The organism is Georgenia sp. SUBG003, assembly GCF_000715355.2.
GTDB lineage: Bacteria > Actinomycetota > Actinomycetes > Actinomycetales > Actinomycetaceae > Georgenia.
Genome location: NZ_CP180204.1, coordinates 1,073,276 through 1,095,116 on the forward strand (window position 1 = coordinate 1,073,276; position 21,841 = coordinate 1,095,116).

19 protein-coding genes and 3 pseudogenes are annotated in these 21,841 nt (G+C 72.4%); 12 read left to right on the forward strand and 10 right to left on the reverse strand.

Annotated elements, in window-relative coordinates; genetic code table 11:
- Positions 1-64 precede the first annotated feature (64 nt).
- Positions 65-607: a hypothetical protein gene (locus DA06_RS05155; protein ID WP_052436389.1), complete on the reverse strand. Its 543-nt coding sequence runs from the start codon at positions 605-607 to the stop codon at positions 65-67.
- A 277-nt stretch (positions 608-884) separates the two neighbouring features.
- On the opposite strand from DA06_RS05155, the gene uraD reads away from it, so the two are divergent.
- From uraD to pucL, 3 genes are all read left to right on the forward strand, one after another.
- Complete coding sequence (gene uraD, locus DA06_RS05160) at positions 885-1,388, forward strand: 2-oxo-4-hydroxy-4-carboxy-5-ureidoimidazoline decarboxylase (protein WP_043497901.1); 504 nt, start codon at positions 885-887, stop codon at positions 1,386-1,388.
- On the forward strand, positions 1,385-1,723 hold the full coding sequence (gene uraH / locus DA06_RS05165) for a hydroxyisourate hydrolase (RefSeq protein ID WP_043497903.1): 339 nt from the start codon (positions 1,385-1,387) through the stop codon (positions 1,721-1,723). The genes uraD and uraH overlap by 4 nt, the downstream gene beginning before the upstream one ends.
- Positions 1,724-1,919: 196 nt before the next feature.
- A complete protein-coding gene (gene pucL / locus DA06_RS05170) occupies positions 1,920-2,879 on the forward strand; it encodes a factor-independent urate hydroxylase (RefSeq protein ID WP_052436390.1) in 960 nt (319 codons plus the stop codon).
- 43 nt (positions 2,880-2,922) lie between these two features.
- Here the strand turns inward: pucL and DA06_RS05175 are convergent, their stop codons facing one another.
- Positions 2,923-3,675, reverse strand: a complete 753-nt coding sequence (locus DA06_RS05175) for an IclR family transcriptional regulator (protein ID WP_418607039.1) — start codon at positions 3,673-3,675, stop codon at positions 2,923-2,925.
- Between the two features lie 121 nt (positions 3,676-3,796).
- Here DA06_RS05175 and DA06_RS05180 point away from each other — a divergent pair.
- Positions 3,797-5,300: pseudogene (locus DA06_RS05180) on the forward strand (NAD-dependent malic enzyme).
- Positions 5,297-6,550: pseudogene (locus DA06_RS05185) on the forward strand (DUF6986 family protein); the annotation flags it as partial. The pseudogenes DA06_RS05180 and DA06_RS05185, both read left to right, overlap by 4 nt.
- A 182-nt stretch (positions 6,551-6,732) precedes the next feature.
- On the opposite strand, the pseudogene glcF reads toward DA06_RS05185, so the two are convergent.
- Both glcF and DA06_RS05195 read right to left on the reverse strand, forming a co-directional pair.
- Positions 6,733-8,022: pseudogene (glcF, locus tag DA06_RS05190) on the reverse strand (glycolate oxidase subunit GlcF); the annotation flags it as partial.
- Positions 8,022-8,165: a hypothetical protein gene (locus DA06_RS05195; RefSeq protein WP_418607041.1), complete on the reverse strand. Its 144-nt coding sequence runs from the start codon at positions 8,163-8,165 to the stop codon at positions 8,022-8,024. The gene DA06_RS05195 and the pseudogene glcF, both read right to left, overlap by 1 nt.
- Before the next feature lie 311 nt (positions 8,166-8,476).
- On the opposite strand from DA06_RS05195, the gene DA06_RS05200 reads away from it, so the two are divergent.
- Both DA06_RS05200 and rsgA read left to right on the forward strand, forming a co-directional pair.
- On the forward strand, positions 8,477-8,857 hold the full coding sequence (locus DA06_RS05200; protein WP_418607043.1) for a hypothetical protein: 381 nt from the start codon (positions 8,477-8,479) through the stop codon (positions 8,855-8,857).
- Positions 8,858-9,414: 557 nt separating this feature from the next.
- Positions 9,415-10,515, forward strand: coding sequence for a ribosome small subunit-dependent GTPase A (gene rsgA, locus DA06_RS05205; RefSeq protein ID WP_043497933.1), 1,101 nt, complete (start codon positions 9,415-9,417; stop codon positions 10,513-10,515).
- A 69-nt stretch (positions 10,516-10,584) separates the two neighbouring features.
- Here the strand turns inward: rsgA and DA06_RS05210 are convergent, their stop codons facing one another.
- Positions 10,585-11,031, reverse strand: a complete 447-nt coding sequence (locus tag DA06_RS05210; protein WP_043497935.1) for a protein-tyrosine phosphatase family protein — start codon at positions 11,029-11,031, stop codon at positions 10,585-10,587.
- Positions 11,032-11,288: 257 nt separating this feature from the next.
- Between DA06_RS05210 and DA06_RS05215 the strand changes: the two genes are divergently transcribed.
- The 3 genes from DA06_RS05215 to DA06_RS05225 all read left to right on the forward strand — a co-directional run bounded on the left by DA06_RS05215 (position 11,289) and on the right by DA06_RS05225 (position 14,734).
- Complete coding sequence (locus DA06_RS05215) at positions 11,289-12,011, forward strand: AIM24 family protein (RefSeq protein WP_043497937.1); 723 nt, start codon at positions 11,289-11,291, stop codon at positions 12,009-12,011.
- A gap of 736 nt (positions 12,012-12,747) precedes the next feature.
- A complete protein-coding gene (locus DA06_RS05220) occupies positions 12,748-13,554 on the forward strand; it encodes a metal-dependent hydrolase (RefSeq protein WP_052436391.1) in 807 nt (268 codons plus the stop codon).
- Positions 13,555-13,816: 262 nt separating this feature from the next.
- Complete coding sequence (locus DA06_RS05225; RefSeq protein ID WP_043497942.1) at positions 13,817-14,734, forward strand: hypothetical protein; 918 nt, start codon at positions 13,817-13,819, stop codon at positions 14,732-14,734.
- Between the two features lie 96 nt (positions 14,735-14,830).
- Here DA06_RS05225 and DA06_RS05230 read toward each other — a convergent pair whose 3' ends face one another.
- Positions 14,831-15,454 carry a malonic semialdehyde reductase gene (locus tag DA06_RS05230; RefSeq protein ID WP_043497944.1) on the reverse strand — a complete coding sequence of 208 codons (624 nt, stop codon included), beginning with the start codon at positions 15,452-15,454 and terminating at the stop codon, positions 14,831-14,833.
- 165 nt (positions 15,455-15,619) lie between these two features.
- Here DA06_RS05230 and DA06_RS05235 point away from each other — a divergent pair, with 165 nt between their 5' ends.
- Positions 15,620-16,612: a pirin family protein gene (locus tag DA06_RS05235; RefSeq protein ID WP_043497946.1), complete on the forward strand. Its 993-nt coding sequence runs from the start codon at positions 15,620-15,622 to the stop codon at positions 16,610-16,612.
- Between the two features lie 12 nt (positions 16,613-16,624).
- Here the strand turns inward: DA06_RS05235 and DA06_RS05240 are convergent, their stop codons facing one another.
- Positions 16,625-18,784 (reverse strand): SpoIIE family protein phosphatase, encoded by a 2,160-nt coding sequence (locus DA06_RS05240; RefSeq protein WP_418607045.1) that lies wholly within the window; start codon positions 18,782-18,784, stop codon positions 16,625-16,627.
- A gap of 144 nt (positions 18,785-18,928) precedes the next feature.
- Here DA06_RS05240 and DA06_RS05245 point away from each other — a divergent pair, with 144 nt between their 5' ends.
- Positions 18,929-19,363: an STAS domain-containing protein gene (locus DA06_RS05245; RefSeq protein WP_418607046.1), complete on the forward strand. Its 435-nt coding sequence runs from the start codon at positions 18,929-18,931 to the stop codon at positions 19,361-19,363.
- 79 nt (positions 19,364-19,442) lie between these two features.
- On the opposite strand, the gene fbaA is transcribed toward DA06_RS05245, so the two are convergent.
- The 3 genes from fbaA to DA06_RS05260 form a co-directional block, all read right to left on the reverse strand.
- Positions 19,443-20,465, reverse strand: a complete 1,023-nt coding sequence (gene fbaA, locus DA06_RS05250) for a class II fructose-bisphosphate aldolase (protein WP_043497951.1) — start codon at positions 20,463-20,465, stop codon at positions 19,443-19,445.
- Between the two features lie 114 nt (positions 20,466-20,579).
- Positions 20,580-21,239 carry a TrmH family RNA methyltransferase gene (locus DA06_RS05255; RefSeq protein WP_043497953.1) on the reverse strand — a complete coding sequence of 220 codons (660 nt, stop codon included), beginning with the start codon at positions 21,237-21,239 and terminating at the stop codon, positions 20,580-20,582.
- A complete protein-coding gene (locus DA06_RS05260; RefSeq protein ID WP_043497955.1) occupies positions 21,236-21,784 on the reverse strand; it encodes a hypothetical protein in 549 nt (182 codons plus the stop codon). The genes DA06_RS05255 and DA06_RS05260 overlap by 4 nt, the downstream gene beginning before the upstream one ends.
- Between the last annotated feature and the right edge of the window lie 57 nt (positions 21,785-21,841).

Genomic DNA, 21,841 nt, shown 5'->3' on the forward strand with positions numbered 1-21,841 from the left:
CCCGCCATGGGTCGGGGGCTCCTCTGTCCTGAAGGGCGTCAGGCGCAGTGTCTGCGGCTCGGCACTAGCGCAGCCAGCTGTTCCCGACCTTGCGGGCCCACCACCGGCCGAGGCCCCACGTGTCGCCCGAGAGCGTGACCGCCGAGATGATCAGCAGCATGGCCTCGATCCAGTGGGAGTCGGTGATGGGGTTGGTGCCGCCGATGGCCAGCGGCAGCTCGGCGAGGTACATGAAGAACAGAAGCAGTGAGCCGGTGACGGCGGCGATCTTCAGTCCGGCGCCCGCCACCATCGCCACGCCGATGCCGAGGAGACCGGCCATGAAGAGCGCGTCGCCGAAGGGGTTGGCGAAGAGCTGGAAGAAGCCGGCGAAGGGGCTCTCGATACCGTTGATGAAGCCCTGGGCGGGCGTGCCGCCGTTGATCCAGGCGCGCTCGGCGGGAGTCATGTACCCCAGGCCGAACAACTTGTCGATGAAGGCCCAGAGGAACGTCCAGCCGATGATGATGCGGCCGACGGCGAGGGTCTTGCGCACCGCCGACCTGGTGATGATGTCTTCCTGCATGGTGACTTCGCGCTCCGTGCGGCGCGGGGTCGTGGTGGCCATCGTGCTCTCCTTTGAGCGTCGGTGCTGTGAGGGGTCCTGCCGTGACTTGCGGTGCTGCTCTTGTCTTGTAGAAGAGCATGCGGCACCCAAATGTCCGGTTCCTGGGGCTTACGTCCCGTTCGCACCGGGAGGAACGAGAAAAGTCCTGACCCGCCCGCGTCTGCGGCACGAACACTGTCCCGCACCGTCTTGACAGGTGCGCGACCCAGAGAGTTCACTCTCCTCAAATGGAAGGCGACTTCCATATAGCGAAATCAACGGAGATGGCGAGGGCGACATGCAAGCCACCGGGCTCGACCGCCTCAACGCGGCGGACGCCGACGACGCGCGGGCGCTGCTGCTCGCCTGCGCGGCCGTCCCCCGCTGGGCGCAGGAGATGGTGCGCGGCCGACCCTACGCCTCCGTCGAGGATGCCCTCGACGCCGCGCGCAGCGTGGCCGACCCGTGGAGCGACGAGGAGGTCGACGCCGCCCTCGCACGGCACCCGCGCATCGGCGAGCGGGCGGAGGGGGCGGATCCCGACGCCGCACACTCCCGCCGCGAACAGGCCGGCGTGGCCGCCGTGGACGGAGATGTCCGGCGCCGCCTGACGGAGGGCAACCGTGCCTACGAGGAACGCTTCGGGCACGTGTTCCTCATCCGGGCCGCCGGGCGCGGGCCGGAGGAGATTCTCGCCGCGCTCGACGAGCGCCTCGGCAACGACCCGGCGACGGAGCGGCGGATCGCTGCCGAGCAGCTCCGTGAGATCGCCGTCCTCAGACTCGAAGGAGAGCTGTCGTGACCTCGCACGTCACCACCCACGTCCTCGACGCCGTCGCGGGGCGCCCTGCCGCGGGCGTCGGAGTCACGCTCTCGCGGCACGCCGGGGGCGGGCTGACGGGGGTGGCCTCCGCCGTCACCGACGACGACGGCCGTGTCCGTGAGCTGGGGCCCGAGCGCCTCGAGGCCGGCGTCTACCGCATCGTCTTCGCGACCGGTGAGTACTTCGCCGCCCGCGAGCAGCGGACCTTCTACCCGCAGGTCACGATCGACTTCTCGGTGGAGGACGGTCAGGGGCACTACCACGTGCCGATCCTCCTCAGCCCGTTCGCGTACTCCACCTACCGCGGCAGCTGACCCGCTGCGCCCCCCCGCTCCGGAGCCCGCCACGCCGCGTGCCGCCGTCGGGACGGACCGCGGGGACGCGCGAAGGGCGGCCACGACGGCCGTCGACCGGACTCCCGGCGGCAGGCCCACCCCGGGCCACGCGGAAGGAACCCTCAGGACCGTCCCGGCCCACCACGTCGCAGAACACCTATCGAAGGAGCTGGACATGAGCGACACCCTCACCAACCCCGTGACCGGCGGCTCCGCCGAGGCCGACGGCTCGATCGTGCTCGGTGACAACCAGTACGGGAAGGCCGAGGTCCGCCTGGTCCGGGTCGACCGGGACCGGCCGCGCCACCGCGTCACCGAGCTGTCCGTCACCTCGCAGCTGCGCGGTGAGTTCACCGTCGCCCACACCAAGGGCGACAACTCGCCCGTCGTGGCCACGGACACCCAGAAGAACACGATCTTCGCGTTTGCGGGCGAGGGCATCTCGTCCCCGGAGGAGTTCGCCATCCGCCTCTCGGAGCACTTCACCGCCTCCTTCGACTGGGTCGCCGGCGGGCGCTGGGGCGTGAAGGAGTACACCTGGGAGCACATCCCGACGTCGTTGACGCGCAACGCGGCCGACGGCGAGCACAACCACGCCTTCGTCAAGGGCGGGACCGAGACGCGTACCGCCGTCGTCCAGCGTGACGGCGACGAGATCTTCGTCGTCGCAGGCCTCGAGGACCTGAAGGTCATGAAGTCGACCGGCTCGGAGTTCCACGGGTTCCCGCGCGACCGCTACACCACGCTGGCCGAGACGAACGACCGCATCCTCGCGACCTCGGTCACCGCGCGGTGGCGTTACCTGCGCACGGACATCGACTTCAACGCCGCCTACGACGACGTGCGGCGCGTCCTTCTCGAGACCTTCGCCGACGTCCACTCCCTCGCCCTGCAGCAGACGCTGTACGAGATGGGCCGGCGCGTGCTCGAGACGCACGCCGAGATCGGCGAGATCAAGTTCTCCATGCCGAACCTGCACCACTTCCTCGTCGACTTCGAGCCCTTCGGCCTGGAGAACCCGAACGAGGTCTTCTATGCGGCCGACCGGCCCTACGGCCTCATCGAGGGCGAGGTGAAGCGTTCCGACGTCGCCCCCGAGCCGCGCGCCTGGGCGACCGTGACCGGCTTCTGCTGACCGGGTCTCACAGACGATGACGGCGGCGCCGGTCGCGCGGCGCTCAGCGGGCGCTGAGGAGCTGGCCGGCCACCTGGTCGGCCAGCTCGTGCAGCACCGGCAGTGCCCGCTCGCCGAACTCGTACGTGACGCGCGCTGCGGGGCCGGACACGGAGACGGCCGACGGCGTGGGGGCGTCCGGGACCGCGACGGCGAAGCACCGCACGCCGATCTCCTGCTCGCCGTCGTCGACGGCGTAGCCCTGGCTGCGGATCTTGTCCAGCTCCGCAAGGAGGTCCTCGACGTTCGTGATCGTCGCCTCCGTGGCGGGCGGCATGCCGGTGCGGGCCACGATCTCCCGCACGGTGGTGTCTGGCAGCTGGGCCAGGACCATCTTGCCGACTCCGGTGCTGTGGCAGTAGACGCGCCGGCCGACCTCGGTGAACATCCGCATCGAGTGCGGCGACGCCGCCTGGGCCACGTACACGGCCATGTCGCGGTCGATCATCGCCATGTTGGCCGTCTCGCCGAGCTCGCGGGCCACCCGCTCGAGGTGCGGGCGGGCTCCCGAGCCCAGCTGCCGTCCGGCGCTCTCGCCCAGCCGGATCAGGCGCGGGCCGAGCGTGTAGCGCCGCGAGGGCAGCTGACGCGCGTAGCCACGGCCCACCAGCGTCCGCATGAGGCGGTGGATGGTGGGCAGCGGCAGGCCGGAACTCGCGGCGAGCTCGCTCAGCCCGGCGTCGCCGCCCAGGTCCGTCATGATCTCCAGCAGGTCGATAGCCCGGTCAACCGACTGGACCCCGTTGCCCTCGGTCACGAGTTTCCGCCTCCTGTCGTCCACCGGCGCCCGGTGCGTCACGACCGCGTGCCAGCCGTGCGGAAGTAGTGTTTCACATGTTGAAAACGTTGCCCACTGTTGTTGAGAGGAAATCGGTCACATGGGTCTGCCCAGTCCTAGCTACACGATCACCCTGCGGGTGGAGGTCCCGGCGTCGCAGCGGGCCACGAGCACGGTGGTCTCGGCGGTGGCCGAGGCGGGCGGCGCCGTCATGGGCGTCGACATCGTCCAGTCCACGAGCACGAAGATCGTCGTCGACGTCACCTGCGACACCGTCGACGGCGAGCACGGCGAGCAGGTCCGCGACGCCCTCGACGCCCTGGAGGGCGTCAAGGTGCTGAAGATGTCGGACTCGACGTTCCTGATGCACCTGGGCGGCAAGATCGAGGTGAACCTGAAGGTGCCGCTGAAGACCCGCCGCGACCTCTCGCGTGCGTACACCCCGGGAGTGGCCCGGGTGTGTCTGGCGATCGCGGAGAAGCCCGAGGACGCGCGGCGGCTGACGATCAAGCGGAACACGGTCGCGGTGGTGACCGACGGCACGGCGGTGCTCGGGCTGGGGGACATCGGGCCCGCGGCGGCGCTGCCGGTGATGGAGGGCAAGGCCGCGCTGTTCAAGGAGTTCGGGCACGTGGACGCGTGGCCGGTGTGCCTGGACACCAAGGACACCGAGGAGATCATCTCGATCGTCAAGGCGATGGCGCCGGTGTACGGCGGGATCAACCTGGAGGACATCTCCGCGCCGCGGTGCTTCGAGATGGAGGCGCGGCTGCGGGAGGAGCTGGACATCCCCGTCTTCCACGACGACCAGCACGGCACCGCCATCGTGGTGCTGGCGGCGCTGATCAACGCGCTCAAGGTGGTCGGCAAGTCGATGGAGGACGTGCGCATCGTCGTCTCCGGCGTCGGCGCCGCCGGCACCGCGATCATCAAGCTCCTCATGGCGCAGGGCGCTCGGAACGTCATCGGGTTCGACCGCCAGGGCGCCCTGCACCCCCGGCGTGCGAAACGGGGACGAGCACCGCAACTGGATCATCGACAACGCCAACCCCGCCGGTTTCGTCGGCACCCTCCGGGAGGGTCTGGCGGGTGCGGACGTGTTCATCGGGGTCTCGGCGGGCAACATCCTCACCGGCGCCGACGTCGCCACGATGAACGACGGAGCCATCGTCTTCGCGCTGGCGAACCCCACGCCGGAGGTTGACCCGATCGAGGCCGGGGAGACGGCCGCCGTCGTCGCGACGGGGCGGTCGGACTACCCGAACCAGATCAACAACGTGCTCGCCTTCCCGGGCCTGTTCCGGGGGCTGCTGGACGTGGGGGCGACGCACATCTCGCCCGAGCTGCTGCGGGTGGCGGCGGTGGCGATCGCCGAGGTGGTCTCCGAGGACGAGCTCAACCCCGCGTTCGTCATCCCCGGCGTCTTCGACGTCCGCGTGGCCGAGGCGGTGGCCGACGCGGTGCGCGCCGAGGCGCAGCGGGACCTCGCCGAGCAGGAGAGGGCCGACGCCGCAGTCGTCGGAGACCCTGAGGTGACGACCACCAGCGACGTCGAGCAGGGCGGTGCCGCCGCGGAACCCGTCGCCGCAGGGGCCGCGCGATGAGCACGTCCCTGGACGAGGGCACCCTGCGTGCCGTCGAGGAGCTCCTCGCTCCCGTCGACGCCCGGCTCGCCCGTGACTATCCGGGCGACGACCTGAGTCGCCAGCCGGTCCACACCGTGTACGTCCCTGCGGACCGGTACACCGCCGGTCTCGCCCGGGACTGGGGCGAGCGGGCCCGTGAGGCGGTCGAGGGAGCGGGTGGGGTCCCGGCCCTGCTCGAGGCCGCGCGCGTCCCGGCCGGTCTGCGCGACGACGTCGCCGACCGGGTCCGCGGCAAGCTCGAGCGCGAGCCGGTCGAGGACCTGCGCATCGATCTCGAGGACGGCTACGGCGACCACGGTGACGCCGAGGACGATGTGGCGGTCGCCGCGGCGCGCACCCTGCGCGCCGAGCTCGAGCAGCGAATCGCCACGCCGTTCGTCGGCATCAGGTTCAAGAGCCTCGAGCGGCCGACCAGGCGGCGCGGCCTGCGCACGCTCGACCTTTTCCTCACCACGCTGCTCGAGGGAGGGGACCTGCCGGACGGGCTCCTCCTGACCCTGCCGAAGGTGACCGCCGTCGAGCAGGTCGAGGCGATGGCCGCCGTCTGCGACCGGGTCGAGCGGTCCCGTGGCCTGCCCGCCGGCCGCCTCGGGTTCGAGGTCCAGGTCGAGACGTCCCAGGCGATCCTGGGCGCCGACGGCACCGCGCTCGTGGCGCGAATGGTGCACGCCGGGCAGGGGCGGGTGACCGGGCTGCACTACGGCACCTACGACTACTCGGCGTCCCTCGGCATCTCCGCCGCGCAGCAGTCGCTGGAGCACCCGGCGGCCGACCACGCCAAGGCCGTCATGCAGCTGGCCGCCGCCGGCACGGGCGTCCGCCTGTCCGACGGGTCCACGAACGTGCTGCCGGTGGGGGAGCCCGAGAGCGTGCGGTCCGCCTGGGCGCTGCACGCGAGGTTGGTGCGCCGCTCGCTCGAGCGCGGCTACTACCAGGGCTGGGACCTGCACCCCGCCCACCTGCCCAGCAGGTTCGCCGCCACCTACACCTTCTACCGGGAGGGAACGCCCGCGGCCGCCGCTCGGCTGCGTGCCTACCTTGCCCGGGAGGAGGGTGCCGTGATGGACGAGCCGGCCACCGCGCGTGCACTGGCGTGGTTCCTCCAGCGGGGTCTGGACTGCGGCGCGGTCTCGCCGGGGGAGCTCGCCGCCGGAGGCGTCGAGCCCGGCGCGCTGGGCGCGCTCCTGAGGCGCCCCGGCTCGCAGCCGCCCGGCTTCCCGCAGGCGCACCCGCGGGACCGGGCCTCGGGCGTCGTCGGGGCCGGCTGTGGTGCGGCCGGCCGGGCGCGGGTGGGCGCCTCCTGGAGCAGCGTGTCCACACCCTTGCCCAGCAACGATGCGTCGAGCACGAGGATCATGTGCGCGGTTGAGATGTGCTTGCCCTGGCGGCCGAGCGCGTCGGTGATCTGCAGCAGGCATCCCGGGTTGGAGGTGACCAGCAACTCGGCCTCGGTGGCGGCGACGTTGGTGGCCTTGCGGTCGCCGAGCTCGCGGGCCGGCCCGGGGTTGACGAGGTTGTAGATGCCGGCCGACCCGCAGCACAGGTCGCCCTCGGCGATCTCCCTGATCGTCAGGCCGGGGATGCCGCGGAGCAGCTCGCGGGGCTGGGAGCGCACCTTCTGCGCGTGCGAGAGGTGGCAGGCGTCGTGATAGGCGATCGTCACGGGAAGCCGATGCCGGGGCGCCACGGGGCCGAGCTCGACGAGGATCTCGGAGATGTCGCGCACCTTCTCGGAGAATGCGCGGGCGCGCTCGGCGTAGGCCGGGTCGTCGGCGAGGAGGTGGGCGTAGTCCTTCATGGTCGAGCCGCAGCCGGCGGAGTTGACGACGACGCGCTCCACTCCGGTCTCGGCGAAGGCGTCGACGAGGTTCCGGGCGTAACGCAGCCCCTCGTCCTCGCGGCCGGCGTGGACCGAGAGTGCGCCGCAGCAGCCCTGCGTCGGCGGGGTGACGACGTCGCAGCCCTCCAGGTTGAGCACCCGCACGGTGGCTGCGTTGACCCCGGGGTAGAACTCCCGCTGCACGCACCCGAGGAGCAGTCCGACCGTCATCCGCCGCTCCCCCTTGGCGGGCATGAAGGCGGGGATCCGCACCTGGCGCCCGACCGGCGGCGCGATGGCCTCCATGGTCGCGAGCGTGGGCGAGATCTTCTCGAGCACCTTCGAACCGCGCACCAGCTTGCTCAGGCCGCTCCTCTGGTACAGCGCCAGCGGGCCGCGAAGGCGACGGAGCCGTCCCGGGTGCGGGAAGAGCTGGAAGATCCCCTCGCGGAGCGCACGGTCGGCCAGCGACCGGTGCCGGGAGCCGCGACGCTCCACCTGCTGGCGGGTGGCCTCGATGAGCTTGTCGTACTGCACGCCGGACGGGCAGGCGGTCATGCAGGCCATGCAGCCGAGGCACCGGTCGATGTGCTGGACCATCGAGGGGCTCATCGGCTCGCCCTCGAGCCCCTCCTTCATGAGGTAGATGCGCCCGCGCGGGGAATCCATCTCCTCGCCCCACAGCGTGTAGGTCGGGCACGCGGGCAGGCAGAAGCCGCAGTGCACGCAGTCGTCGATGAGGTCGCGCGCCGGCGGGTGGTGGGCGTCGAACGCGGCCATGCCCAGCACGTCAGGCAACGTGGTGCCCGCCTGGGCCGGCTGCGCGTCCCCCATCTGTCCCTTTGGCGTCTCGACGGTCATCAGATGCCTCCCACGAAGCGGCCGGGGGCGAGGTTACGGCCGGGATCCAGTCGGTCCTTGATGCTGCGCATGAGGTCCAGGCCGCCGACGGGGCCCCAGACGTCGAGGCCCTGACGCAGCTCCGCCGGCGCCCGCAGCACCACGACGGTCCCTTCACGAGGGCTGGGCGCAGCGGCACGCAGCGCCGCCAGGACCCCGGCCGTCGCACGGGCGCCCGACCCGTGCCGGGACGCGCCGTCGACCGGGGCGGTGCCGTCGTCGCTGGGGGCCGTGCCACCCGCACCGATGCCGGCGTGGAGAACCCCGACGGCGGAGCCGCGGACCGCGACGGCCGCCCCGTGCGCCTGCTCCGCGGTGCGGGCGGCGAGAAGGAGGTCCGCGTCCGGGCGGGGCGCAGGCCGGTGCCTCCACCGACATCTCGCCCGCCGCGGTCGCGGGGTCGCTCCGCGACCGGGTGGCAGCGGTCGCGGCCCAGTACGGCTGCGGGTCGGCGACGATCCGCATCGACGACCCCAGGCTGGGCGGCGCCAACGGGTCCGCCGACTGGTACAACAACGCCATCCTCATCCGCTCCGCCACCCCCACCGCGCGGCTGTCGTACGTCGTCGCCCACGAGTGCGCCCACCTGATGCAGTACCGGATCTTCGGCGGTGACGTCGATGCCCTGGCGACCCGGATGAACTCGATCTACGGCGGATCGGGCTTCTCCGGCCTGGAGCAGAACGCCGACTGCGTCACCCAGCTCTGGGGTCTCGCCGCGTGGCACTACACCCAGCGCTGCGGAGGGGCACGTGGTGCCGCCGCCGCGGCGATCGCGGGCGGTGCGAGGCCCTAGCAGCTCCACCTGTACCGACTCGTCCAGCGGCAGCGCGACGGCGATCGCGACCATGAGCACGAGCGGGGCGGGAATGTGACCGCATATTCACGGAAAATCCAGGCCCGAATGTCGCTTGGGGTCTCCACCAGGCGGCGCAGGCGCCGCCCAGAATATTTCGCCGGCCATTCTCTGCCGAGACTGGCCCCAGGCGTCCTTTCGAGTCTTCGGCGTTGTGGCGAGCGCCTCGTCGAGCCTGGTCGGAGCACGCCCATCAGAGTTGCGGGAATTTGTGTCGACTCGACGCTGGGCGCGTCCGTACCGTTCGGGTGGCACCGCGGCACGGCGGCGGCACGGGCGGGCGCAGGTGCGGTGTCCCACGAGGCCGCGTGCGTGGTGGCGGTCAAGGCTCGGGGATCAGGGAAGGAGGTTGGGGCCATGCGGATCTTTTCCAGCTCTCTCGTCCCCTCTCCACGGACGCCCGCTGCCGCCTGAGTGCCGCCGGGTGCCCCGGTCCGAACGGATACCCATTGATGTCTTCCTCCGACGGGTTGCGAGACCCGCAGCATCGAGCGCGGTTGGCCCCCTCGACCGCCGTCGACCTCCTCGCTCTCGGCTGGGACCCCGCCCTGGGTGTGCACCTACCCTCCGGCACGTTCCCCGCGCGCGTGACCCGTGTGGACCGCGGAGCCGCCGAGTCGCTCGCCGGACGGGGGCCGGTCCGGGCCCGGTTCGCCGGTCGTGTCAGGCTCGCCGCCGGCGAGGATCCGGTCGCCCTGCCGTGCGTGGGCGACTGGGTCGGCCTGCGTCCCGCGGACGAGGGGTACCGACTCGTCGTCGTCCTCCCGCGTCGCACCGCCTTCGTCCGCGGCGGGGTCGAGCGGCACGCCCGCGGCGGGCTGTCAGGCGACGGGCAGGGCCAGGTCCTGGCAGCCAACATCGACGTCGTGCTGGTCACCGAACCGTCCCGCCACGGGGACGACCCGGCCGATCTCGAACGGATCGAGCGCCTCGTCGCCCTCGCGTGGGAGAGCGGCGGCGAGCCGGTCGTCCTCATCACCAAGGCTGACCTCGCCGACGACCTGGGTGCACTTCTCGCGCGCGTCACCGCGTCGGTGCCCGGCGTGGAGGTGGTGGCGGTCAGCGCCGTAGACGGGCGCGGCGTCGACCAGGTCCTCGACAGGCTGTCCGGCTCCCGGACCGCCGCACTGGTAGGGCCCTCCGGGGCCGGCAAGTCCACGCTCGTCAACGCGCTCGCGGGCGAGGACGTCATGAGCACCCAGGCGGTCCGCGCCGCCGACGGGCGGGGCCGGCACACCACCGTGCACCGCCAGCTGGTGCTGCTGCCGGGCGGCGGACTGGTGATCGACACCCCGGGGTTGCGTCGCGTCGGCCTCTACGAGATCGGTGACGGTGTCGACCGGGTCTTCGCAGACGTCGACGAGCTCGCCCTGGGTTGTCGGTTCGTCGACTGCAGCCACCGGACTGAGCCCGGGTGCGCCGTCGTCGCCGCCGTGGAGTCGGGTGACCTTCCGCGGCGGCGGCTGGAGAGCTGGAGGCGCCTGCAGCGCGAGGCGGCGTGGATGGCCACGCGCACCGATGCCCGTCTGCGGGCGCAGCAGCGATCGTGGGGCGCCCTGCACCGGGAGCTGAGGCGCAGCGGGCGGTCGCGACCGTAGTCCGCGCGCGTGCTGTCGTGCGTCATGCCGGCCCCGGGCCGAAGGGCGATCCCACGCCTGACCGTGGCGTCACGACCCCCGGGGGAGCGACTCCCGGGCGAACGACCGCACGAACCGGCGCTGCCACGGTGTCTCGACCGCGCGGGCGTCGTATCGCCGGCGCACGAGGCGTACCGCGTCGTCGGGCGGGGTGCCGTCCAGCACCGCCAGGCATGCCAGCGCGGTCCCGGTGCGGCCGCGGCCCCCGCCGCAGACGATCTCGACCCGCTCCTCGGCCGCGCGGCGCCACGTCTCGTGCAAGGCGTCGACGGCGTCGGCGCGGTCGGAGGGGAGCCAGAAGTCCGGCCAACGTACCCACCGGGAGGGCCACTGCGTCGACGGGGGGCGGCGGCCCAGCAGGAACATCGAGAACGTGGGCACCGGGACCGGTGCGGTGCTGAGCGCACGACCCCGGACCAGGCGGCCGGACGGGAGCGTGACGACGCCCGCGCTCCGCGGGTCCCACGGTTCCGTCACATCTCCCACGGCACCGTCACCCGTCCCACGGCTTGGAGGTGCCGCCGTCGTGCCTGGCCCCGGTGGTCACCATGTGCAGGGAGTCCCATGCCGACATCCGACCTCCCGCCCACCGTCCGACCGAACGCCGCCAGCTCGAGCGCCGCAGCGTGTTGCTGCGTCGCGTCCCGTCGGAGCCTACGCAGCCTCGGATAGGTTTTGGTCAGGACGGCGCCACTCCGGTGCCGGTGCCCATCGACGCTAGGGAGTTCGTCCCCATGCCCATCCACGGCAGCCTGTTCAACGACTACCGCGAGAACGTCTCGCAGGACCCCTTCTCCCTCCAGAACAAGAAGCTGCTGAAGATCCAGATGGGATACGGGCCGGTCTGGGCGAAGACGGGCTCGATGGTCGCCTACCAGGGCGACATCCGGTTCGAGAACAAGGGCTCGGGCGGGCTCGGCAAGATGTTCAAGTCCGCCATGACCGGCGAGGGCGTCGACATGATGCAGGCGACAGGCCACGGGGAGCTCTTCGTCGCCGACGACGGGGCCGACGTGCAGGTCGTCTACCTCGAGAACGACATGATCTCCGTCAACGGCAACAACGTCCTCGCGTTCTCGTCGTCGATCGAGTGGGACATCCACCGCATCCAGGCGCGCGGTGCCGCCATGACCGGTGGGCTGTACAACGTGTCGCTGCGCGGCACCGGGTACGTGGCCGTCACCACCAAGGGCGATCCGGTTGCGCTCGACGTCGCGAGCGCCCCCACCTTCGGGGACGCGCAGGCCGTGGTGCTCTGGACGGCCGGGGTCTCCATGGACGTGCGGATCGACACCGGCGGCATCCGATCGATGGTGCGTGGAGGCACGGGCGAGACGTTCCAGATGGCCTTCGGCGGCCAGGGGTACGTGCTCGTCCAGCCGAGCGAGTCGGTGAAGGCCGGCGGCGGGCAGCAGGCCGGGAAGAGCGGGACAGGCCTCGGCGACATCTTCGGCTGACGGGCACGCGGCGCCCCGCTGCTGACGGCATTCTGCGTGCTCGCGGCGACCTGCTGCGCACGGCCGCCCGGCGGCCGGGGCCCGGGCCGGCCCGGTGGGGAGGTGCCGGGGCGCCACGGTCGGGGGCGACGTCGTCGTGACGCGGCGGGAGGACGTCGCCGGGCCAGGGGACTCCTGCGGCTCCCGCGGCCTCCCCGGGCCTGCAGCGTGCGGACGAGCGCGAGGCCCTCGTCGTCGGCGGGCGTGCCGTCGAAGGCCTCGTCCGTCTGCGGGTCGTACGCGGACAGGCCGGTCTCCTCCTCCACCACGGCCACGACCTCGGCGACCTGCCGGTGGAACAGGTCCGGGTCGGGCCGATCCCAGTAGGGGTAGGACACGCCCGCCTCGTGGGCGAAGAGGTAGACCTGCAGGCCGGTCGGCAGGTGGGTGAGCTCGGCCGTCTTGGCGTCGACCGCGGACTCCAGGTCTCCGAGGACCGCGTTGACCCGCCCCTCGATCCGGGACCACTGGGCGAGCTGCTCGGGGCGCAGCGGCTCGTCGGCGTCCCGTTGCGCAGCCTCGAGGGCGTCGTCCCACGACTGGCCCGGACGACGGCGGACGAGAGTGATGTCATAGCTCACGCGGCGATGATGGCGGGTTCCGGCCGCCGTCGTGGGCGAAATGGCAACCCTGCGTCGAGGTCGCGGCGCGGCAGCGACCCGTCCGCGGGTGACCGGACGGCGGGGATGTCGGTGCCGTGGCCGAGGATGTCTACTTCCACGACCGCCAGGAGGGCACCCCACCGATGATGAGCCACGCTCACGCCACCACCGGAGCCGCGGCCTGGCTGGCGGTGACGGCCACGGTGCCCTGGGCCGCCGGGTGGGTGCCGCTCCCACCCGACGAGGTGCTCTCCGGCGCGGTGGCCACGGCGGGCGCCGCGCTGCTCCTCGACGCGGACCACCACTCCGGAACCATCGCGCGGTCCCTGCCGCCCGTCTCCCGGTGGGTGACCAGGGGGCTCGGCCACCTCTCCGGCGGGCACCGGCACGCCACGCACTCCCTGCTCGGGGTGCTGGGGGCGGGGCTGGTCGCGCGGGCGGTGTCCGAGGTCCGCGTCCCGCTCGCCCAGCAGGACTTCCAGCTCGGGGCGTGGCTGATGATCGTGCTGCTCGTCGCGTTTGCCGCGAAGGCGCTGCGCCTGACCAGGGGCTGGCTCTCGTCCTGGGCCGTGTCACTCACCGTGGCGACGGCGACGACGTGGTTCGCGCCCGAGACCACCTGGTGGCTGCCCGCGGCCGTGGTCCTCGGCTGCCTGTGCCACCTGGCCGGTGACGCGCTCACCTCGCAGGGGGTGCCGCTGCTGTGGCCGCTGCGTCCGTCGCCCGCGGTCGTGACGCCGCTGTGGCGGCGGAACGGCCACTTCGCGCTCCCTCTGCTCGGCAACGCCGGCTCCCGGCGCGAGTGGGTCTTCATCGCGGCCGTGGACGTCTACATCTTCTGCGTGGTGGCGATGACGGTGGCGCAGGGTGCGGCGGGCCCCTTCACCGGTGCGGTTCGATGAACGGCCGGGTAGCGTCCCGAAAAGGCCTCGCCGGGCACACCCGCACGGTTATCGTGCGAGCACCTCGTCGTTTCCGAAGAAGGAATCTCCGTGCCGCTCCCGCGTCTGGCCGCCGTCGGCCTCGCCTCCTCCCTGCTGCTTCCGGTCACCACCCTCCCCGCGGCCGCGACCAGCGCCCCGCCCGACAACGAACCGCCCCTGATCCTCGGCCTGGACGCGGTAGAGGTCTGCATGGATGACGCCTTCGACCCGCTGTCGGGGGGTGTCCGTCGTCGACGACTACGACGGCTGGGACCTCCCGATCGTGACGCCCGGGGAGTGGGACGCCGGCCAGCCCGGCCTGCACGGCGAGCCCCAGATCCAGGTCGACCTCTCCGCTCCCGTCCAGCCGGTTGCGCTGTGGACCGGCGAGATCAGCTACGGGGCGAGGGACTCCGACGGTGCCGTCTCGTCGGAGCGTCGCTGGCTCGGGGTCGACGACTGCAGCGGCGGTGTGCCCCGGCTCGGCGGCACGCGGTTCTACCTCAACAACACCTGGGGGCCGACGGCGAGCCACACCTTCATCTGGGGCGACCGGTTCGACGAGGCGTTCGTCGGCGACTGGGACGGTGACTGGATCGACACGATCGCCCTGAGGTACGGGCGGACGTTCCAGGTGCCGCAGGGACACGGCAGCGTTGCCGACCGCATCGTCGACTACGGGCGGCCGGGAGACACGGTCCTCGTCGGCGACTGGGACGGGGACGGCGTCGACACGTTCGCCGTGAGGCGGGGCAACGCCTATCACATCAAGAACTCGGTGACCGGCGGGCCGGCGGACAGGGTCGTGTACTACGGGAAGGCCGACGACGCCGTCTACGTGGGCGACTGGGACGGCGACGGCGTCGACACGCTCGCCGTGCGCAGAGGTAGCACGTACCACGTGCGCAACACCCTCACGTCCGGGGTCGCCGACCGCGTGGTCGGCTACGGGCGGACCGGTGACGTGACACTCGTCGGAGACTGGGACGGCGACGGCCGGCAGAGCTTCGCTATGCGCCGCGGCAACACGTACTACGTCAAGAACACCATCGCCGGCGGGGTGGCCGACACCGTCTCCGTCTACGGCCGCGCCACGGATGACGTCTACGTCGGCGACTGGGACGGCGACTGGGCGGACACGCTGGCGGTCCGCCGCTGAAGCCCGACGGGTGCGGTTCCTGGTCGGAACCGCACCCGTCGGTGATGCGCGGAGAGCGTCTGGGTCCAGCTCGTCCCCGCGTGGGGAGGAGTGGCCTCAGATGGCCGTGACAACCTCGTCGAAGTCGAGGCGCGGGAGACGGTCGTGCCACGCGTTCTCGGCGGGCTTGCCCATGTTGATGGCGACCAGCACGCGGTGGCGGCCGTCCGGGAAGAACTCGCGGGAGATCGCGTCGGCGTCGAAGCCGGTCATCGGCCCGGCGGCGAGGCCGGCGGCCCGGATGCCGACGATGGCGTAGCCCACCTGCAGGCCGGTGTTGAGCTCGGCCGTGCGGACGCGCGCCTCCTCGTCGTCAGCGAACATGTCGCGGGCGCCGGGGAACGGCGGGAAGACGCGGGGCAGCTCGTCGTGGAAGTCGATGTCGGCGGCGAGGAGTGCGGTCGCGGGCGCGGCCTCCGTCTTGGCGCGGTTGCCCTCCGCCATGTGCGGCAGGAGACGCTGCTTGGCCTCGGCGGAGCGGACGACGACGACGCGCAGCGGCTGGGTGTTCATCGACGTGGGTGCCCACTTCACGAGCTCGAAGATCGCCGCGAGCTGCTCGTCCGTGACGGGCTCGTCGGTGAAAGCGTTGGCCGTGCGGGCCTCCCGGAACAGCAGGTCCTGAGCCTGCTCGTCGAGAACGATCGCGTCCGTGGTCTGGAGTTCAGCGGTGCTGGTCATGACTGGTTGAACTCTTGATCATCGGGTCTTGTTTCTGATTTCAGGGTGGGTCCGGTCACACAGGCACTCCCGCCGCCGTCGTCCGGTCCTGCTTGCCGGCCTGCCTGAGATCCTGGGCAGGGCGGTCGGCTGCGCCGTCGTCCAGTCCTTCCTACCCTGGGCGGCATGACCAACCTCGAGACCCGGCCGCAGGAGCAGGTGTGCGTCGCGGGTCCCCTGCCGTCCGCCGTCGAGCTCATCGAGCCGCGTGACGTGCCGCTGGGCGGGCCGCGGGCGATGACGGTGCGGCGCACGCTGCCGTCGAAGAAGCGGTCGCTGATCGGGGCGTTCTGCTTCGCCGACCACTACGGCCCGGACGACATCTCGGTCTCCGGCGGGATGGACGTCCCGCCCCACCCGCACACCGGGCTGCAGACGGTGACGTGGCTGTTCGAGGGGCACGTGCTCCACCAGGACGCGCTCGGCTCGGTGCAGACCATCCAGCCGGGGCAGCTCAACCTGATGACCGCCGGGAACGGGATCTGCCACTCGGAGGAGGGCACGGTCGGGCGGTTCCCCACGCAGGGGCGCCTGCACGGCGTGCAGCTGTGGACCGCCCTGCCCGACGCCGACCGCGCCGGCGAGCGGGCCTTCGAGCACGTCCCGGACGTGCCGGCCTTCTGGATCGACGGCGCGGAGGTGCGGGTGTTCATGGGCTCGCTCGGCGGGGTGACGTCACCGGCTCGGGCATACTCGCCGCTGGTGGCCGCGCAGATCGACATCCCCGCCGGTGCAGCCGTGCGCCTGCCGGTGGACCCGGCGTTCGAGCACGGCGTGCTGGTGGACTCCGGCGAGCTCGCGGTCGCGGGCACGGCGGTGCCGGAGGCCTGGCTGGCGTACCTCGCGCCCGGGCCGGACGCGATCCTCCTCGAGGCTGGCGCCACCCCGGTGCGCGCCGTGCTCCTGGGCGGGGAGCCGTTCGGCGAGCAGGTGCTCATGTGGTGGAACTTCGTGGCCCGGACGCACGAGGAGGTCGTGCAGGCACGGTCGCAGTGGCAGGCGGCGATCGCCGGCGAGCCCGACGGCGTCGCGCGCTTCGGGGAAGTCGCGGGCTACGGCGGCGCGCCGCTGCCGGCACCCGAGCTGCCGAACGTGCGGCTCAGGCCGCGGGCGCGCTGAGCGCGGGCGCTGTCAGGCCAGCTCGGCCCTCGCGCCGCCGGTCCGGCCGTTGTCGGTCCGCACCCGGGCCCACACGACCTTCCCGCCCGTCGTCGGCCGCCAGCCCCAGTCGGCGAGCCGGTCGACGATGTGCATGCCGAACCCGCCCACACGCGAGGAGTGGTGCTCACGGGTCACCGGAGGCGCGGGGTTGGCGTCCTCGACCTCCATGCGCAGGCCGTCGCCGGTGTCCTGCAGCCGCAGGCCGATCCGGCCCCACCCGTGCATGACGGCGTTGGCCATCAGCTCGGAGATGACCAGCTCTGCCGCGCCCACCTCGGAGATGCCCCAGGCGTCGCACGCACGCCGGACCGCGTGCCGGGCCCGCCCGATGGAGGCGGCGTCGGACGGCAGCTGCCACCGGCGACGGCGCAGCACGGTGCCGTCCTGGCCGGGCCCCTTGCCCCCGGGCACCCGGATGACGACGACGGCCACGTCGTCCTCCGGCGCGTCGGCGAGCTGGAGCAGCTCCTCGCCCACCCCGGCGGCATCCGGGGCGTGCACGGACGCGGAGAGCTCGATGAGCGCCTCGAGCCCCTCGCGCATGCCGCGGTCGCGGCGCTCGACCAGCCCGTCCGTGTAGAGGACCAGCACGTCGCCGGGCAGCATCTCCGCCCGGGCGGTGCCGCGCGGGCCGGTCCCGAAGCCGATGAGCGACCCGCCGGCCCCGTCGAGGGTGGTGACCTCGCCGTCGCGCACGAGCAGCGCGGGAAGGTGCCCGGCCCGCGAGTACGCCAGGTGCCAGGCGTCGTCGCCCCGCCGGGTCAGGGTGGCGTAGACGAGGGAGGCGTTGCGCGGGATGTTCATGCTCGTGACGAGCGTGTCGACGCGGCCCAGCACGGTGCCCGGGTCCACCAGCTCCTGGGCGTAGGCACGCACCACCGAGCGCAGCTGGCCCATCGCGGCGGCCGCCTCGACGTCGTGGCCGACGACGTCGCCGATGACCACGGCGACCGTGTCCTCGTCGAGGTGGACCACGTCGTACCAGTCGCCGCCCACCTGGGCGTGCTCGACGTTGGGCGAGTAGTACGTCCACACGTCCAGGCCCTGCACGTCCGCCTGCTCCGGGAGCATCGCCCGCTGGAGCGTCTCCGCGAGGAGGTGCTCGCGGACGTACAGCTGGGCGTTGTCCATCGCCATGCCCACGCGGCGCGCCACCAGCTCCAGCACCGTGCCGACCTCGTCGGGGAGGATCGCGATGGCCTCCTCGGCACCCTCGAGGTCCAGGACGCCCGCGATCTTCGCCGACGTCGGCCCGCGGTGCGGGAGGGCGACGAAGAGCGCGAGGGTGCGCTGACGGCCGAGCACGGGCAGGACCAGCACGCTGCCCTCCGCCTCGGGCATGCTCTCGAGGCGCGGCTGCAGGAGTCTCAGCAGCTCGGCCGTGAGCGTCCCGGGCTCGCCGTGCTCGCCCGGCTCCAGCCGGACGGTGCGCATGGTGGTGCCCTCGAAGAGCTCGAGCACCGGGTCCGTCGCGAGCTCCTCCGCGGTGAACCGCCGAGGGCGGGTGTCGGGGTGGTCGACGATCCCGTCCACCTCGGCCAGCTCCCGGCCGAGGACGTAGAAGCCGCTCCAGGCCACCACCTGGCGGGTCACGAGGTCGGCGATGGCGCGCAGCACGTCCGTGGAGTCCGCGTCCTGGAGGAGGTCCGACACGCGGGCCACGATGCTGAGCGCGAGACGCGCCCGGCGCTCGATGTCGAGGCGCACCTGCTCCAGCTTGGCGGTCTCGACCTGCGCCGAGACGTCCCGGACGACGGCGGCCCACAGCTTCGCCCCGGCGTCGGGCAGGTCGAGGGGAGCGAGGTCGAGCGAGGCCCACAACCGGGTCCCGTCGGCGCGTCCCAGGAGCGTCGTCACCCCCGCGGGGCGGCCGGCCTCGAACGCCCTGCTGATCGCGCGGGCGCCCTTCTCGTCGACCCCGACCAGGCGGAGGAGCTCCTTACCGCCGTGCAGCAGGTGGTCGCGGCTGATGCCGGAGAGCTCGACGGCGGCGTCGTTCGCCATGACGACCTCCCACGAGCCGTCGGGATGCTGCTCCACCACGACGACGCCGTCGGGAAGCTGCCGCAGCACGGACAGGGCCGCGCTCGCGGCGAGCCGGTCACCGGCGAGGGTCGGCGCGGGCAGCACGAGGCGATCGTCGTCGTGTCCGACACCGGCGGTTCCCGCGGCCGATTTGCCCATCAACGTCTCCGATCGTCTAGCGTTCCGTACGATGCCCCGTGAACGAGCGGGTCGCAAACATTCTGTAGTCCAGCGGCGAGAGGATGCCCGGTGCACGAGGTGACGCAGGGACCGCCCCGGCCGGAGAAGGGTGCCGGCTCCACGCCGGCGACCCCGGAGACCGGATCGGTCCACGTGATGGTCTCACGTCAACGGACTCGCCTCGTCCTCTCGGGCGAGGTCGACGTGGCGCTGGGGGCCGACCTGTCGGAGGCGGTCACGGAGGCGGAGCGGGTCGGCCTGCCGGTCGAGATCGACGCCCGGCACGTGACGTTCATGGACTCCTCCGGCGTCTCGATGCTGGCCCGCCTGGCCCACCGCACCCCGGGGCGGCTCACCCTCATCCAGCCGCCCGACGTGGTGCGCTTCCTCCTCGAGGTCACCCGCATCGGCGAGGTCGTCGACGTCCTCGACAGCGACCCGGGCTTCCCGACGGAGTCGGGCCCGCTGCCCGACGACGGCCCCGCTCCCGACGACGCGGCCTGACCCGGGCCGGCGTCACCTCGCAGACCACGGGCCCGGCATCCGCGCGGATGCCGGGCCCGCTCGTCGTCCGGGGTGCTGCTCAGGCCATCTTCGTGCCGGCCGAGCGCAGCTGCTGGCAGGCCTCGACGATGCGCTGGGCCATGCCGGCCTCGGCGGCCTTGCCCCACGCGCGCGGGTCGTACATCTTCTTGTTGCCGACCTCGCCGTCGATCTTCAGCACGCCGTCGTAGTTCCGGAACATGTGCTCCACGACCGGGCGGGTGAAGGCGTACTGGGTGTCGGTGTCGATGTTCATCTTGATGACGCCGTTGTCGACCGCCAGGGCGATCTCCTCGGCGGTCGAGCCGGAGCCGCCGTGGAAGACGAGGTCGAACGGCTTGTCCTTGCCGACCTCCTTGCCGACGACCTCCTGGATCTGCCCGAGCAGCTCCGGGCGCAGCCGCACGGCTCCGGGCTTGTACACGCCGTGGACGTTGCCGAAGGTCAGCGCGGTCAGGTAACGCCCCTTCTCGCCGGTGCCGAGCGCGCGCACGGTGGCCAGGCCGTCCTCGGGCGTGGTGTAGAGCTTCTCGTTGATCTCGGCCTCGTGGCCGTCCTCCTCGCCGCCGACGACGCCGATCTCGATCTCGAGGATCGTGCGCGCCTTCTGCGACAGCTCGAGGAGCTCCTCGGCGATGACGAGGTTCTCCTCCAGCGGGACGGTGGAGCCGTCGAACATGTGGGACTGGAAGGTGGGCAGCTGGCCGTTGGCGACCTCCTCGGCCTCGAGGGCGAGCAGCGGCTTCACCCAGGAGTCGAGGTTCTCCTTGACGCAGTGGTCGGTGTGGAGCGCGACGGTGACGCCGTAGCCGTTCGCGACCTCCTTGGCGTAGGCGGCCAGCGCCCGCGTGCCGGCGACGCGGTCTTTCACGGTGGCGCCCGAGGCGTACTCGCCGCCGCCGACGGAGACCTGGAGGATCCCGTCGCTCTCGGCCTCGGCGAAGCCGCGCAGCGCCGCGGTCACCGTCTGCGAGGAGGTGACGTTGATGGCGGGGTACGCGAAGCGGCCGGCCTTCGCGCGGTCGATCATCTCGGCGTAGGACTCGGGAGTTGCGATGGGCACGTCAGGTCTCCTGTGCTCGACGAATCTGTACGAGACCGATCATTCCACCTACCTCGGCCGTAACCTAAGCCGGTCGTCCTGGGTGAGGACCGTCACAGTCGCCGTGGTGCGGGCTCAGAGAGGACTCTCGTCGTGGTCGGTGGGACGGGCGTGCTGGAGCATCCAGGCGTGCATGGCGACAGCCGCCGCGGCGCCCGCGTTGATGGAGCGGGTGGACCCGTGCTGACTGATGTGGAGGATCGCCTCGCAGCCCGCCCGCGCCTCGGCGGACAGGCCGGCGGACTCGGACCCGAACACCATCACCGCCTCGCGTGGGAGCGCCCGGCCCTCGATCGGCTCCGAGCCCGGGACGTTGTCGATCCCGAGGACCGGCAGGCTCCGCGCCGCGGCCCAGGCGAGGAGGTCGGCCACGTCCGCGTGGTGGCGCAGGTGCTGGTACCGGTCGGTGACCATCGCACCGCGCCGGTTCCAGCGGCGCCTGCCGACGATGTGCACCTCGGCGACGGCGAACGCGTTCGCCGTGCGCACCACGGAACCGATGTTCAGGTCGTGCGAGAAGTTCTCGATCGCCACGTGCAGGGGATGCCGGCGGGTGTCGATGTCCGCGACGATCGCCTCGACGGTCCAGTAGCGGTACCGGTCCACCACGTTGCGCCGGTCGCCGTCACGCAGGAGCTCGGGGTCGTACCGGGGGTCGTCGGGCCAGGCCCCGGGGCCGCCGGGCCACGGGCCGACGCCGACCGTGCCGGCGTCGTGGGGGTTCTCCGCCGTCACCGGTTGACGAGGACGACGACGGCGGCGATGACGAGGACGAGCGGGATCGTGACGAGGAAGGCCACGAGGCGGGGGTTGCGCCGGACGTACGGCACCGTGCCGGGGTACGCCGCCTCGAGCTCGCGCGGCGAGAGCACCTTCTCGAGCTGCGTGGGCACCACGCCGAGCGAGCCGGCGAGCGCGCGGACGTCCTCCGGCGCCCAGACGTCGGAGCGGACGGTCAGGAGCTTGCGGCCCGACCGGTCGCGCACCAGCGCCGTGAGGTAGGTGCTGCGGTCCGCCCCCTGCTCGGCGCGGAGGCGGAAGAGCAGAACCTGGCCGACGTCCGCGAGGGGGAAGGAGATCCGGCCGAGGACGCGGACGCGTTCGAGGCCGAGCGGGGTCACGACGATCCTCGACCGGCGAAGCTCCAGGACCACGTACAGCGCGCAGAGCACGACGCCGGCGGCGCCGACGGGCAGCGCGGGCACGGGTCCGTGCCGGAGGGCCGCGTAGAGGAGCGCCCCGACGAACACCGGCGCGACCGCCACGACGGAGCGCCACATCTGGGTCCGGCTCGGCCGCACGACCGCCGCGCGTCGGCCGTCGTCGTGACGGCCCCG